Source organism: Paraburkholderia sp. (genome assembly GCF_024281035.1).
Classification (GTDB): Bacteria; Pseudomonadota; Gammaproteobacteria; order Burkholderiales; family Burkholderiaceae; genus Paraburkholderia.
The window spans coordinates 16,745-30,296 of the sequence record NZ_JAMXLH010000017.1; the positions used below are offsets into that span (position 1 = coordinate 16,745).

Below are 13,552 nucleotides of genomic sequence, written 5' to 3' on the forward strand. Positions count from 1 at the left end.
CGCATGCGGCGCATCCGACGGTAAAATTAGCGTTTCGCTCCCTGCTTCGTGCCTGCGCGCACGCCCCACCGATGACCCAGACCATCCAGCGCCCGAGCGGCCGCCCCGCCAGCCAGCTTCGCGACGTCCGCATCACCCGCCACTATACGAAGTACGCCGAAGGTTCGGTGCTCGTCGAATTCGGCGATACGAAGGTGCTGTGCACCGCGAGTGTTTCCGAGAGCGTGCCGCCGTTCCTGCGCGACAAGGGCCAGGGCTGGCTCACCGCCGAATACGGCATGTTGCCGCGCGCCACCCACACGCGCAGCGACCGCGAAGCCGCGCGCGGCAAACAGACGGGCCGCACCCAGGAAATCCAGCGCCTGATCGGCCGTGCGCTGCGCGCCGTGTTCGACCTCGAAACGCTCGGCGCGCGCACGATCAACCTCGACTGCGACGTGATCCAGGCCGACGGCGGCACGCGCACGGCGAGCATCACGGGCGCATTCGTCGCCGCACACGACGCGGTGTCGAAGCTGCTCGCGATGGGCCGCATCGAGCGCTCGCCGATCACCGACTATGTAGCCGCGATCTCGGTCGGCATGTACGAAGGCGCGCCGGTGCTCGACCTCGACTACGCCGAAGACTCGCAGTGCGACACCGACATGAACGTCGTGATGACCGGCTCGGGCGGCATCGTCGAAATCCAGGGCACGGCTGAAGGCACGCCCTTCTCGCGCGCCGAAATGGACGCACTGGTCGACCTCGCGCAAAGCGGCATCCGCACGCTCGTCGACAAGCAGAAGGCCGTGCTGGAGAGCGTGCATGGCTGAGACGCGCGAGATGACCGCTGTGACCGCTGACGCGCTCGCACGCGTCGTGCTCGCGTCGAACAACGCGGGCAAGCTGCGCGAGTTCGCAGCGCTCTTCGCGACGGCGGGCATCGAGCTCGTGCCGCAGGGCGAATTCAACGTGCCCGAGGCGCAGGAGCCGCATCCGACCTTCGTCGAAAACGCGCTCGCCAAGGCGCGCCACGCGGCGCAGCTGACCGGCCTGCCCGCGCTGGCCGACGATTCCGGCCTGTGCGTGCGCGCGCTGCGCGGCGCGCCTGGCGTGCATTCGGCGCGCTACGCGCAGCTCTCCGGCGGCGAAAAGAGCGACGCGGCGAACAACGCGCTGCTCGTCGAGCGCCTGAAGGACCACGCGGATCGCCGCGCGTACTACTGCTGCGTCCTCGCGCTCGTGCGCCACGCGGACGACCCCGAGCCGCTCATCGCCGAAGGCCGCTGGCACGGCATCGTGCTCGATGCGCCGCGCGGCGCCAACGGCTTCGGCTACGACCCGTACTTCTTCCTGCCGGCGCTGAACGCGAGCGCCGCCGAACTCGATCCGGCCGTGAAGAACGCATCGAGCCACCGGGCGATTGCGCTGAAGCAACTGCTCGCACGACTCAGGGAGGACGCATGAGCCAGGCACATGAAACCGGTAACCGCGTGATCCAGGCGTTCTCGATGCCGGGCAGCATCCGGCTGACCTCGCTGCCGCCGCTCTCGCTCTACGTGCATTTCCCGTGGTGCGTGCGCAAGTGTCCGTACTGCGACTTCAATTCGCACGAATGGAAAGGCGAGCGCTTTCCCGAGAACGAATACCTCGACGCGCTGCGCGCCGACCTCGAACAGTCGCTGCCGCTGATCTGGGGCCGCCAGGTGCACAGTGTTTTCATCGGCGGCGGGACGCCGAGCCTGCTCTCGGCGGCGGGGCTCGACCGGCTGCTCTCGGACGTGCGCGCACTGCTGCCGCTCGACGCCGACGCCGAAATCACGCTCGAAGCGAACCCGGGCACGTTCGAAGCCGACAAGTTCGCGCAGTTCCACGCGAGCGGCGTGAACCGGCTTTCAGTCGGCATCCAGAGTTTCAACGAAGCGCACCTGAAGGCGCTCGGGCGCATCCACGATGCGGCGCAGGCGCGTCACGCCGTCGAAGTCGCGGCGAAGACCTTCGACAACTTCAACCTCGACCTGATGTACGCGCTGCCGAAGCAGACGCTCGCCGAATGCCAGGCGGACATCGACACGGCGCTCTCGTTCGCGCCGCCGCATCTGTCGCTCTATCACCTGACGCTCGAACCGAACACGCTATTCGCGAAGTTTCCGCCGCCGCTGCCCGACGACGATCAGTCCGCCGACATGCAGGAGTGGATTCATGAGCGCACGGCGCAAGCGGGTTACGAACGCTACGAGGTGTCGGCGTACGCGAAGCCGGGCCGGCAATGCCGCCATAACCTCAATTACTGGCGCTTCGGCGATTACCTCGGCATCGGCGCCGGGGCGCACACGAAACTGTCGTTTCCGAACCGCATCGTGCGCCAGGCGCGCTACAAGCATCCGACGACGTTCATCGAGCACGCGCGCGCAGGCACGGCGGTGCAGGAGGAGCACGAGGTCGGCCCGCGCGATCTGCCGTTCGAGTTCATGCTCAACGCGCTGCGGCTCGTGGAAGGTTTCCCGGTGTATCGCTTCGTCGAGTCGACCGGGCTCTCGATGACGTCGATCGAACCGGCGCTCGAAGAGGCCGAGCGGCGCGGGCTCATCAGCCGCGATTACGAGAGAATTGCGCCGACCGAACTCGGGCAACGCTTTTTGAACGATCTGCAGGAAATGTTTCTCAAGGACGCTAGCTAACGCAACGCGCAGGCTGCTGGCAGCGCCTGCTTTTGAGTTACAATGCGCGGCTTCGGAGGTGTGGCAGAGTGGTTGAATGCACCGGTCTTGAAAACCGGCGAAGGGGTAACCCTTCCGTGAGTTCGAATCTCACCGCCTCCGCCAGAACCGCCACAAACCCTTATTCCCCTACAATACAACGACTAGGGAGAGGGTCTTGGTACAAAAGCGCGGTACAAAGCGGCGAGATGAGGCGCAGGAGCCTCAGAACATGCCCGCGAACATCAGAAGAACGTCCAGCGGTTGGCAGTATCGGAAAGTCATCCCCGCAGACTGTCGTCAGCTATTCGGCAAGAGAGAAGTCAAAGCGTCCTTGGGGCCTGACTTGCGTATCGCAAAAGCCAAGGCCGCTGCGTTGGAGCTCGACACACTCACTCGAATCGCTGCTATCCGTGAACGCCTGACGGAAGTCGCGCACGCCAACACCATCCGCAGTCACGGTGGCGATCCTGTGGCGCAGCGCAAGGTCCGAATCACTCATGTGACCGGTGAGCTCGTTGAGCAACTCAAGAACTACTGGCTGAGTCAGTTGCGAGAGGACGCCCGTTGGCGCGCTCAGGGAATTACCCCGGCTGAATGGGAGGAAATGGGCAAGACGCTCGAAGCGGAGCGCACGACACTCCAACGAGCAGTTGCGCTCGGGGACGTTGAGTCGCCGCTTGTCGACATTGAGCTAATGCTCGAAGGCTATGGCTATCAGCTCGACGTGCCGCCGGAAGAACGGCGACGTCTTGGATACGAGTTCCTCATAGCCCAGCAGCAGGTCAACGATATTCTGCTGAGGCGGCAGCGGGGAGAACTGGTTCCGAGCCCCCAAATCGGCCCCCGATTGCGTCCGGCACGGGAGGTTTCCGCTGACCCCTCAGCCGCGCCATTCGGATGGGAAGCATTGCTCACGCACTGGCAGTCGGACCGGAAACGGGCACCGCAGACGGAGTTTGAAGCCAAACAGTTCCTGGGGGCGTTTCAAGCGTTCTTGAAGGGTCGCCTACCGCACGAGGCCCGAAAAGCCGACGTAACCGAGTGGCTTCGTTTCGAGCGCGATAGCCGGAACAACGGCTCCCGCACCTTGGAAAAGAAAGGCACCTTGGTAGGGGCTATTTTCTCTGCTTCTGTCAAGGATGAACTGCTCCCTAACAACCCATTCGCTGGCTACGACTATGCGAGGCTCGCGGCCAAAATCGGCGTTGAAAGCGCGCATCGTCGGCTCCCATTCGAGCTCGATGATTTGCGGCGCATCTTCGGCCCGGACGGCTTGGTAGCCGTCACGAAGGTATCCGGCGGTGGCGGCTACTACGCCCGTGTATGGCTGCCTCTGCTCGCTCTCTTTACGGGTGCTCGACTTGACGAATTGGGGTGCCTCACCCCCGCTGATGTTCTCGTTACAGGGTGCCCGCGAATTTGCATCCGCCAGGCGAAGAACCCGAGCAGCGTGCGCGAGGTCCCGCTACACCCCAAGCTCATTGAACTCGGATGGCTCGACTACGTAGAGAGCATCCGCAAGGCCGGTCACGCAACCCTCTGGCCTCACATGGCTTCCAAATCGACAAAAGCGGCTGACAGCGAGGTGCTCGGCCGCTGGTTCAATCGATGGCTACATGACACTTTGAAGCTGCCCGCGTCCAAGGTATTTCATAGCTTCCGTCACACGTTCAAAGACCTGTGCCGGAACGCCTTGATTCCGCGCGATGTACATCAGGCGCTAACCGGGCACGCGAAGCAAACCGTTGGCGACACATACGGGACTGGCTTTAGCGTGGAGACAAAGGCGTCCGAGATAGCGCGGATCGTAGTAGACATGGAAATCGGCCGCCCACTGCCGTATGGGGTTCGTTCCGCCTCAGGGAGCGACAAGAAAGGCAAGAGTCGCGTCGCTCTAGCCTAATTCCGCTGGAGCAACGCTACCGGCCATGGGCAATCATGAGTCGTCCGCGAGCTATACGTAACGTGCAGGCCACTTCGGCCGCGTTATGGAGTTCGCAACATGTCCCCACTCACCTACAAGACCATCCGGCATACCGGCCTGAGCTTGTCCGCTGCGGTCTTGATGTCGGTACTGGAAATCGGTCTCGGGAGTCTGCTGTTTCCGCCCGTTCAGGCTGTCAGCATGCCTCTGCTGGCAGTCGCCCTGCTCAGCAATTTTCTCGTCGCCATGACCATGCCGACGGCATAACGCATGCTCTTCTCATGGTCTACACAGCCCCATGAGTTCAAACCAATCTCATCCACACATTTATCCGTTTTTTTGAGATAAGCTTAGGCCGCAGTTCGCACATCGGCACATTGGCCAATCTGTTTTCAAGATATCGGGGGTACAAAATTTTGGCCAAAGCCTGGAAAAAACATCACAACAACCATCGCGACACTCCGCCTAAGGCCATGATTTCAAAATCAAAGATTGACCGAGCAGGACTTGCACTCGCGAAAAATAAATATCGTGACGAAGCCGAATACATTGAGCTAGAGGATGTGTTTGATGAATACCGCAAATCTCATTTGCAGCCGCTGTCTGAGACGACGCTTGAGCTTCAGCATCTTCTGAGCAATTACGGTGCCCAGTACTACATCGCTCAGCGCCTCAAAAGAAAGCCGCAAATCATCAGAAAACTCAACAGATTGAGCGTGCGCCTGACTCAATTGCAAGATATTGGAGGGTGTCGAATAATAGTTCAAAAAAACTCTGATGTTGACAGGCTTCAAAAATATTTAACCGAAACCGTAAAATCCCAAAATGTGTTTACCATTGACCGGGTCACAGATTATAGAGAGCTCGGTCGAGATTACACAGGATACCGGTCTCTTCATATAATTTTAAAGCGCGGTGGAGTACACCTCGAACTCCAAATTCGGAGCAGAATTCAACACTACTGGTCAGAAAGTATTGAACGAACATCTGTTATCTACGGCCATCATTTAAAGGAGGGCGAAGGTGATGAGCGAGTTATTGGATATTTTAAAAATTTATCTGACGTTTTCTACGAGATTGAGGCTGGCCGCGAGCCTTCACTTGATAAGAGACTGAAGGTAGACGAGCTTCGTGGCGAGTGCGAACAGGTCATCGAACAGTCAGACCGATATAAGGTATTCGACAGCTTCGTCAATGAAGACATCATCAAAACCCTAACAGAAAAGGAAAACAAGAATCCGGCAGGGCTTAACAACTGGATTCTCGTTTTTGACTGGAATGCGGGCGCCTTCGTCAGCTGGGATATTGTCAGTCGAAATCCGAGCGATGCTGTCAACGCTTATATTAGGTACGAGAAAATGTTTCCCGTCGAGGCGGGTTATGAAGTTGTACTCGTCGGCTCATCTGAAGTAGCTACAGTTAGACAGACTCACAGCCACTATTTCGGCATTGAAAGTTACCAGAACATCCTTGAAAACCTCGACACATCCATCGTCGGGTTCAGCAGGAAAATTGACATAGATATTGGCGCCAGACAGATTCTGGCAACTTTGCATCGACGGCGTTTTTGGGGCAAAAAGACAGTTTCGATTGATACCTTAGGCAACCATTTTTGCAAAAATGTTCTTACATTTGATTCCTCAATTCGCTCCCTTCAAGAGCGCGGTTTGGTACAGATTTCGTCATTGAACAGCGGGATTTCTCTCAGCATTCAGAAAAAATCTGAAATCGAGCAATATGTATAATAAATAGTTTGTTAGGATGACCGCCGCAACAGCGGCGGCGAACGACAATTTCGTCGAAATTGTGTAGTGAGTCCACATCGCTGAACATCCTTCGAAATCTGCTATACACGATGGTGTTCAACTCACTTTAGCCAATCAATGGCCTATGCGATTCTCCGAGTGACGAAACTCAAGACCGTGACAAGCGTTCGGCGATCCGTCGCGCACGCTTACCGCGACAACGACACGCCGAACGCTGATGCAGCCAGGACGGCCGAGAACAGCCACTATGGCGCGTCGTCTGCGACCGAGGCGCTTGAAGCGTTCAACTCCCGTCTCGCGACCATCGGCAAGGTGCGGTCGAATGCGGTGCTGGCTGTCGAATACCTCGTCGCCGGAAGTCCAGATGCGATGCACTCGAAAACTCGCGCGCAGCAGGATGCGTATTTCGCCGACGCGCTGGACTGGATTCGGGCGAGACATGGCGTTGAGAACGTGTTCTATGCGGGAGTGCATCGCGATGAAAGCACTCCCCACATGTATGCCTATGTAGTGCCCATCGACGGTCGCGGCCGGCTCAATTGCCGAGCGTACCTAGGCGGTTCGAAAGCCCTGTCGGAAATGCAGACGGACTTCGCACGGCAGGTTGGCCGAGCACACGGTTTTGAACGTGGCATAGAGAAGAGCAAGGCCAAGCATCAGGACGTTCGCCGGTGGTACGGTCAGCAAACCACTATGGAGGCCACCCTGGAGGCAACCAGCAAGAGGCTGTCTGGGATGACGAGCGTAACGAAGCGAATTGCCAGTGCGCTCATCGAGCACGCACCACAGGCCGCTATCGAGTTAGGTCTTATGCGTCCAAAGCGGCAACCAGGGATGCCGGCCGGGCGGGAGAAGTCCTGACCGACAGACGCCGTGCCTACTTTCGCAGCGGTCCCCAAACGCCACACCCGACAAGGGCAGTCGGCCCCTCGCGCGAGAATCGCCTCGGTACCTGCCCGCCCTGGCTGCCCACCCGCCCCCGTGGGCGGGTTCGTAGCGCCTTGCCCAGATATGGCTGATTAAATCCCATCTCATTTAAAAACGATTATTGCGGGGAAAACGCCTTCCTTTGCAGCGACTTTTTGGAATTTTCCGTCCTGAAACATCACAAGTTGCGTCTTCATACATCACGATATTGCGTCTCCATACGCCACAATTCAGCTATACTCTGCCCCCCCTTTAACATTCGAGCCGTAATAGATGACTTGGCCTGCTTTGAGTCTGCCCTACGGGCACGGGACCAATTACCCGCTTCCCTTTGCGTTCGTTCGAACCGCAGTGTTCTCCTCAATGCGTTATCGTGGCCGTGAACGGCCTACGTACGCGCAGAAGACGGAGATAGCTCGTCACGGTGGCGTCCCAGTCTACCAACTGGCCGGTGAGCAGCTCGACGGCAACGACTTGGATGTAATGGCCGGATGCATCAGACTGGTCTATGACACGGGCGCGCTCGATCACGCCACTACGTCCGTGCAATTCCTGGAAAAAGAGTTCCTGCGCCAGTTGGGGTGGAAAACCGGTGGCGCGCAACGGAGCGCGCTCATCCAGAGCCTTGAGCGGATGCGAACCGCCGTCTTTGAGTTTCAGGCCGATGACCTCAAAGACGACAACGGCGTTTGCCAGCAGACTGCCCTGATTCTCGACTTCACAAGGTGCCTAGACGGGAACAGGATGCGGTACACGGTCACGCTTGGCGGGCACATCGCATCGCTCATGCGAGTGGGCAAATCGCTAGTCAACAGGTCTCAACGGAACGCACTGCGGGACAATTCGCTCGCTCAGTCGCTCCACGCATTTTACGAAACACACAAGCAACCGATACCCCTGCCAGAAGCAACGCTAAGGCCATTGATGCGGCGCGATCATATGCGCGATGACAAATGGCTAAAGACCTTAAGCGTTGCCCTTACTGAGCTACAAAAGCAGACAGGGTGGGAATGCGCGCTCTCGAGTAAGGGGACGGTTATCGTCGAGAAGCCCAAGCGGCCAGTCAATCCCGCTGCCCGACAGAGTCCTGCCTTGCCAACGCCCGTTCTTTCGCAGGACGACGACGATATCTAACCCGCAACGAGAATGCCGAAGCTCACCGGCAGCCGCGCACTTCGCTCAGGTCGATGATGTCCGAGTGCAACCTGGCGGTGTTACCTCGGCAGTCGCGCACGACGCGACTGGCGGTACGCATGCCACGAGCCTTAAGACGCTCACGGTAGGCTTTCTGCTTCGCCGCTGCGTTTTCATGCAGGGCTGGACGGCCCCTTTTCTTGGGCGCGTCGGCTGCGGGTGCGTCATCGCCCAACGGCAGTTCGAGGGTCTTCTGGTCGTATCGGTCTTTCATCACGGCTCACATAAGTTTCGGATGAACCGTATAGCGCGACACCGGCACCATGCGTCGCGCATTTTCGTCTCAGCGTTGCCGTGCTTCGCATAACAGCGTGTCTTTGAGCCCAGTTATTGCGGAACAGTGTTACGAAATTTCGTCGGTAGCTTCATTTCAGCAACGAGCCAGCCATCATTTGGTAACGCGGCGGCGACTGGGCCGGAAAGCCACAGAGGCGTATGATTAGAGCGAGGCGAGAAGGTACAAACCACTGGTACACAACACCTCACAGAACATCTTTCAAGTCATTGATTTTAAATTAAATTAATTTTCATCCGTCGAATCTCACCGCCTCCGCCATACATGCTTGCCGGATGAGGCCCTCGGGAAAGCGGTTCGTAAGTTCCCGTGCTTGATCCCATACCAAACGCGCACACCGTCACGGTGTGCGCGTTTTGTTTTTTGGCGTGTGCCAGCCGTGGCCAGTTGTGTACGGCTTCGAGCATCCCGTTCGCACGGGAAAGATGTCACGCGGGTCAGTTGGATCAGGCAGCGAGTCTTTGCGGAACCGCCCGATCGGCTTGCACGGGGTTGACACCGTTGAACGCAAAGACCGGTTCCATATCACCAGCGTCAGTTGTCAGCGCAACGGCAAAATCCAGACGATCGCTGTCGGCCTTTGCGTGACCCAGATGACCTTGCATCGCCTCTCCGACCGGATTCGCGTCTACCGCCTGCGCGATCTGCGCCAGCAAGTCCGCAATCAGCGTCTGCCGCCTGCGAAATGCCGCACGCCGGTTCGACGGAACCTCGCTGACGTCGCGGTGGTGCAGGCAAAGCGGCAACACGTACCGCCCAGCGGTTTCAACACCGCCGATCTCCTCCCAGAAGCCGTCATAATCCGCGCGCACCTGCGCTTGCGTTCCGGCGGAAACGTGCGTTTTCTTCGTCACGCCGCTCAGCACGTCGACCCGCGCCATCCTCGACAGCAGACAGACAGCCTCCACCACCGCAGCCTTCGGCCGCAATCCGTGGCATGCGCGCGTCGCCTCGCGCACCCGCTCTCTATCCGTCCCGGCTGGCCCCTGCAGGCCGCCGATCAGCGCCCCGCGTCGCCCCGATCCGGCATGCCACTCGAAACTCATCGTCGCCCACGCAAGATCGACGTGCTCGACCATGTCGCGCCAGGCGACGGTAAGCAACCCTTCGCGCCAGCAGCGCACCGGCTCGCTCACCACGATTGCGTACCGCCCACTCGATGCCAGGGTCACGTGATCAGATTTCAGATAGAGACCGCGCACCCGGTCGTCGCCGAAGAGCTCCCGCACGACGCGAAAATGTCCGCACAGTAGTTCGGCACGTGCGCAGGCAGGCATATCCGCCTGGATGAATCTGCGAAAGGGACGTTCGAGGTAGCGCCGGTTACGCACGGCAATATCGGCGAGCAACGCGTTGGTCGCCACGGCACTCAGCCAGATGCGGGCCGCAAAAGGATGGAGCAGTGCGTACATCAGTACGCGGATCTTCCGAAACAGGGCACCGGAGCTTCGCCCGGGGATAGCTCTAGCCAGCAAGTGGTAAATCACGGAAATCGACATCATCAACCGCCATCCGCTTTCATTTTCATACGTAGCCTAAACACGGAGGCAGCCGACGCAGACGTGGCCGCATTGCGAGTTGCAACTGCGGCACACCTGAATGACGATTCGGGCACTGGCCGATCGATTTTGCTGCGCGCATAAATCGCAGTCCTCATCGACACTTGCAGTCCTGATCCCCGATGTTCGACGAGCCATCTCACGGACGGAATGCGACGGCCCAGTCCTTCGGACAGCCAAGGCGAACACGCTTACGAGGATTCGCAATGGCTCCGGAAAAATTACGGAGCATGTCGTAATTTTTCGAAATATTACAGGATCGCCCGTCGGACGCCTAGCCAGCTCTCGTCACCAGCGTCCGTGAAATACTGCGTAATTTTGTCGCACCCGCGGCAGTTATGCTGGACGTGAAAGTTTCTGACGCTACGCGCCCGTTTTCCCGGCCATAACGATCGTCTCGTTCGCATCGGTGCCGCTCGCACCCACGACGCCAGTGTCTTTGCGTCCTGTCCCCGTGAAACGCCCCTCGGCCGGATTGCGCTCCGCGCCCACATGGTTCGATGCCCTGCCCCTGCCCGCTCCCCCGGCGTGAAACACGCGAAACAGGCGACAGCAACCCCTTTGCCACAATCGGAATTATAGGTATTAACCCTGATAACACGCTAAAATCCGGGCTCTTCCCGGGAATTGCCGTCATGCCATACCGCTATCAACGTCTTGAAAAATTTGCGTTTTCGCTCGTGGTTCTGTCTGCCGTCATGTGCAGCGGCTTCATCGCCTGGGAAAGCTCGCCGGATTTCCGCGACAACGTTCAACAAGGCAAGGAACTGGTTCTGAAGAGCGGCCAGTATTCGTACGCTTGCGGGACCGTCGCGACCGATCCCTGCGGGCAATTCCCCCTGCTCTAAGCCAGTCCGTTCCCTCGTTTCATCAGACGCTGGGCGCTCACCGCACGGCGCGGGACACTGCGGATTGCATCCTGCACCGTTTCGACTAAGCTCGAATCTGGTCTCGCCTCCGAGCTTGCGCGCCATGCTCATCAGCGTCTGCCCGACCCGCCGCTTTGCTGGTTCGCCCGCCCTTGTGCTGCGGCGCGCGGGGCTCGCCTTGTTGCTGCTGATCGCCAGCGCCTGCACCATCACGCCGCCGCCGAAGACGCTCCTCGCCATTCCGCCCGCGGCCATCAACAGCTACACGCTCGACCAATATCGCACGGCCGTCGCGCACCGCATCGTCGAGCGCAATCCTTCCTATATCCTCGCCGGCACGCCGCAGGCGATGCTGCGCTCGCTCGTCGTCGTTTCGTTCGTGGTCGACTGCAATGGCCAGGTCGTGAAGTCGTCGGTGTACCGCACCAACGGCGACGACGATGCCGAAGCCACCGCGCTCTCGACGCTGCGCCGCGCGACGCCGCTGCCTCCGCCACCCGCGCGTCTGCTCAACTCGCTCGGCCAGCTCGAAATGTTCGAGGACTGGCTCTTCAATGACGACGGCAAATTCCAGTTGCGCACGCTAGCGTCGCCGCAAGCGCAGAATTTCAACTGAGCCGCGCCGGATCGCCTCGAGCCGCGCGTGCTCCGGTTTTTCCCCGCCTTGCTGCGCGTACCGCACGATCGTTATAATTTTTTCCCTACCCCTCGCCGGCTCTGCCCGGCTTCACCCGTCGGCGCACGCCACCGCCTGGCTTCGACGGGTAACGGCTGCCCTTGCGCCCATCGGCGCGCCGGCAAGCCGGCCGGACGCAACGCGAACGCCCAGTGCTCCTCGCGATGCATAACAACCCGTCGTCGCCGGTCATATGGCCATAGTCCGGCAAGAATCTGGCAACGCCCTCCCGCTGACCGGCAACGGGCACCGCGACCTGTTTGTCTCGCAGCGCCCGTCATAAGCCGCGTATGCGGACCCGCGCACCGCCCCAAGGCGACGTCGCGCGTCATAACGACTGGAGACTCCACGATGTCCACTTCACCGATTTCACCCGCGCGCGCCGACCAGCCCGAGGCATCCCGGCAATCGCCCACGTCGCGCGTGATCTTCGCGAGCTTCATCGGCACCGCAATCGAGTTCTACGATTTCTACGTGTATGCCACGGCCGCCGCGCTCGTGATCGGCCCTGTGTTCTTCCCGCACGGCTCGGCGACGGCGCAGGCGCTGTCGGCTTTCGTCACGTTCGGCATCGCGTTCGTGGCGCGGCCGATCGGCTCTTTCCTGTTCGGCCACTTCGGCGACCGCATCGGCCGCAAGTCGACGCTCGTCGCGTCGCTGCTCGTGATGGGACTCTCTACGACGGCGATCGGCTTCGTGCCCGGTTACGACGCGATCGGCAGCCTCGCACCGGTCCTGCTGTGCATCCTGCGCTTCGGTCAGGGCATTGGCCTGGGCGGCGAATGGGGCGGCGCGGCGCTGCTCGCGACCGAATACGCGCCGCAAGGCAAGCGCGGCTGGTTCGGCATGTTTCCGCAGCTCGGGCCGTCGGTGGGCTTTCTCGCCTCGAACGGCCTCTTTTTCGGCCTCGCCTCGACGCTTTCCGATCAGCAGTTCCGCGACTGGGGCTGGCGCGTGCCGTTCATCATCTCGGCCGTGCTCGTCGCGATCGGTCTCTACGTGCGGCTGAAAATCGCCGAAACGCCCGCGTTCAAGGCCGCCGTCGAACGCGAAGAGCGCGTGCGCGTGCCGTTCGCGACGCTGCTCTCGCAGCACTGGAAACCGACGCTGCTCGGCGCGCTCGCGATGGTGGTCTGCTACACGCTCTTTTACAACGCAACGGTGTTCTCGCTCGCGCACGGCGTGACGGCGCTGCATATTCCGCGTCCGACCTTCCTCGGCATGCTGTGCATCGCGGTCGTGTTCATGGGGCTCGCGACGCCGCTCTCGGCATGGGCCAGCGACCGCTTCGGCCGCAGGCCGGTGCTGATCGTCGGCTGCATCGCCGCCATCCTTTCGGGCTTCACGATGGCGCCGCTGCTCGGCAGCGGCGAGCCGTTGCTCGTGCTGCTGTTCCTCGTGATCCAGCTGTTCCTGATGGGCGTGACCTTCGCGCCGATGGGCGCGTTGCTGCCGGAGCTATTTCCGACCAACGTCCGCTACACGGGCGCCGGTGTCGCGTACAACCTCGGCGGGATTCTCGGCGCGTCGGTCGCGCCGTATATCGCGCAGGTGCTCGCCGCGCACGGCGGCTTGCCGTGGGTTGGCGCGTATGTGTCGGTGGCGGCGGCCGTGAGCCTGGTCGGCGTGCTGTGCATGCGCGAAACGCGCGATGCAAGTCT

13 protein-coding genes and 1 tRNA gene are annotated in these 13,552 nt (G+C 60.3%); 12 read left to right on the forward strand and 2 right to left on the reverse strand.

From position 1 onward, the window contains the following. Positions 1-71 precede the first annotated feature (71 nt). From rph to trfA, 9 genes are all read left to right on the forward strand, one after another. Positions 72-812, forward strand: coding sequence for a ribonuclease PH (gene rph, locus Q0L30_RS04405; RefSeq protein WP_296651684.1), 741 nt, complete (start codon positions 72-74; stop codon positions 810-812). After that, positions 805-1,446, forward strand: a complete 642-nt coding sequence (gene rdgB, locus Q0L30_RS04410) for an RdgB/HAM1 family non-canonical purine NTP pyrophosphatase (RefSeq protein ID WP_296651687.1) — start codon at positions 805-807, stop codon at positions 1,444-1,446. The genes rph and rdgB overlap by 8 nt, the downstream gene beginning before the upstream one ends. Continuing rightward, positions 1,443-2,660 carry a radical SAM family heme chaperone HemW gene (gene hemW, locus Q0L30_RS04415; RefSeq protein ID WP_296651690.1) on the forward strand — a complete coding sequence of 406 codons (1,218 nt, stop codon included), beginning with the start codon at positions 1,443-1,445 and terminating at the stop codon, positions 2,658-2,660. Before rdgB ends, hemW begins: the two co-directional genes overlap by 4 nt. Positions 2,661-2,714: 54 nt before the next feature. Then, positions 2,715-2,804: transfer RNA gene (locus Q0L30_RS04420), tRNA-Ser, on the forward strand. 106 nt (positions 2,805-2,910) lie between these two features. Beyond that, on the forward strand, positions 2,911-4,584 hold the full coding sequence (locus Q0L30_RS04425; RefSeq protein ID WP_296651692.1) for a site-specific integrase: 1,674 nt from the start codon (positions 2,911-2,913) through the stop codon (positions 4,582-4,584). A gap of 99 nt (positions 4,585-4,683) precedes the next feature. Beyond that, positions 4,684-4,872 carry a hypothetical protein gene (locus Q0L30_RS04430; RefSeq protein ID WP_296651694.1) on the forward strand — a complete coding sequence of 63 codons (189 nt, stop codon included), beginning with the start codon at positions 4,684-4,686 and terminating at the stop codon, positions 4,870-4,872. Between the two features lie 110 nt (positions 4,873-4,982). Then, positions 4,983-6,350, forward strand: a complete 1,368-nt coding sequence (locus tag Q0L30_RS04435; RefSeq protein ID WP_296651698.1) for a RelA/SpoT domain-containing protein — start codon at positions 4,983-4,985, stop codon at positions 6,348-6,350. A 138-nt stretch (positions 6,351-6,488) separates the two neighbouring features. After that, complete coding sequence (gene mobV / locus Q0L30_RS04440; RefSeq protein ID WP_296651700.1) at positions 6,489-7,232, forward strand: MobV family relaxase; 744 nt, start codon at positions 6,489-6,491, stop codon at positions 7,230-7,232. A 339-nt stretch (positions 7,233-7,571) separates the two neighbouring features. Next, positions 7,572-8,432 carry a plasmid replication initiator TrfA gene (trfA, locus tag Q0L30_RS04445; protein ID WP_296651702.1) on the forward strand — a complete coding sequence of 287 codons (861 nt, stop codon included), beginning with the start codon at positions 7,572-7,574 and terminating at the stop codon, positions 8,430-8,432. A 22-nt stretch (positions 8,433-8,454) separates the two neighbouring features. On the opposite strand, the gene Q0L30_RS04450 is transcribed toward trfA, so the two are convergent. Together Q0L30_RS04450 and Q0L30_RS04455 are read right to left on the reverse strand one after the other, a co-directional pair. Continuing rightward, entirely contained in the window at positions 8,455-8,706 is a 252-nt protein-coding gene (locus Q0L30_RS04450; protein WP_296651705.1) for a hypothetical protein, read from the reverse strand. 527 nt (positions 8,707-9,233) lie between these two features. After that, on the reverse strand, positions 9,234-10,289 hold the full coding sequence (locus tag Q0L30_RS04455; RefSeq protein WP_296651708.1) for a DUF535 family protein: 1,056 nt from the start codon (positions 10,287-10,289) through the stop codon (positions 9,234-9,236). A gap of 692 nt (positions 10,290-10,981) precedes the next feature. Here Q0L30_RS04455 and Q0L30_RS04460 point away from each other — a divergent pair. The 3 genes from Q0L30_RS04460 to Q0L30_RS04470 form a co-directional block, all read left to right on the forward strand. Further along, positions 10,982-11,194 carry a hypothetical protein gene (locus tag Q0L30_RS04460; protein WP_296651710.1) on the forward strand — a complete coding sequence of 71 codons (213 nt, stop codon included), beginning with the start codon at positions 10,982-10,984 and terminating at the stop codon, positions 11,192-11,194. Positions 11,195-11,318: 124 nt separating this feature from the next. Continuing rightward, entirely contained in the window at positions 11,319-11,831 is a 513-nt protein-coding gene (locus Q0L30_RS04465) for a TonB family protein (RefSeq protein ID WP_296651712.1), read from the forward strand. 411 nt (positions 11,832-12,242) lie between these two features. Beyond that, on the forward strand, positions 12,243-13,552 hold a 1,310-nt coding region (locus Q0L30_RS04470; protein WP_296651714.1), incomplete at its 3' end, for an MFS transporter.

Excerpts from the sequence above, each read along its gene's own strand:
- rph (WP_296651684.1), top strand. The coding sequence starts at position 72 with ATGACCCAGACCATCCAGCGCCCGAGCGGCCGCCCCGCCAGCCAGCTT.
- rdgB (WP_296651687.1), top strand. The coding sequence starts at position 805 with ATGGCTGAGACGCGCGAGATGACCGCTGTGACCGCTGACGCGCTCGCA.
- hemW (WP_296651690.1), top strand. The coding sequence starts at position 1,443 with ATGAGCCAGGCACATGAAACCGGTAACCGCGTGATCCAGGCGTTCTCG.
- Q0L30_RS04425 (WP_296651692.1), top strand. The coding sequence starts at position 2,911 with ATGCCCGCGAACATCAGAAGAACGTCCAGCGGTTGGCAGTATCGGAAA.
- Q0L30_RS04430 (WP_296651694.1), top strand. The coding sequence starts at position 4,684 with ATGTCCCCACTCACCTACAAGACCATCCGGCATACCGGCCTGAGCTTG.
- mobV (WP_296651700.1), top strand. The coding sequence starts at position 6,489 with ATGGCCTATGCGATTCTCCGAGTGACGAAACTCAAGACCGTGACAAGC.
- trfA (WP_296651702.1), top strand. The coding sequence starts at position 7,572 with ATGACTTGGCCTGCTTTGAGTCTGCCCTACGGGCACGGGACCAATTAC.
- Q0L30_RS04450 (WP_296651705.1), bottom strand. The coding sequence starts at position 8,706 with ATGAAAGACCGATACGACCAGAAGACCCTCGAACTGCCGTTGGGCGAT.
- Q0L30_RS04455 (WP_296651708.1), bottom strand. The coding sequence starts at position 10,289 with ATGATGTCGATTTCCGTGATTTACCACTTGCTGGCTAGAGCTATCCCC.
- Q0L30_RS04460 (WP_296651710.1), top strand. The coding sequence starts at position 10,982 with ATGCCATACCGCTATCAACGTCTTGAAAAATTTGCGTTTTCGCTCGTG.
- Q0L30_RS04465 (WP_296651712.1), top strand. The coding sequence starts at position 11,319 with ATGCTCATCAGCGTCTGCCCGACCCGCCGCTTTGCTGGTTCGCCCGCC.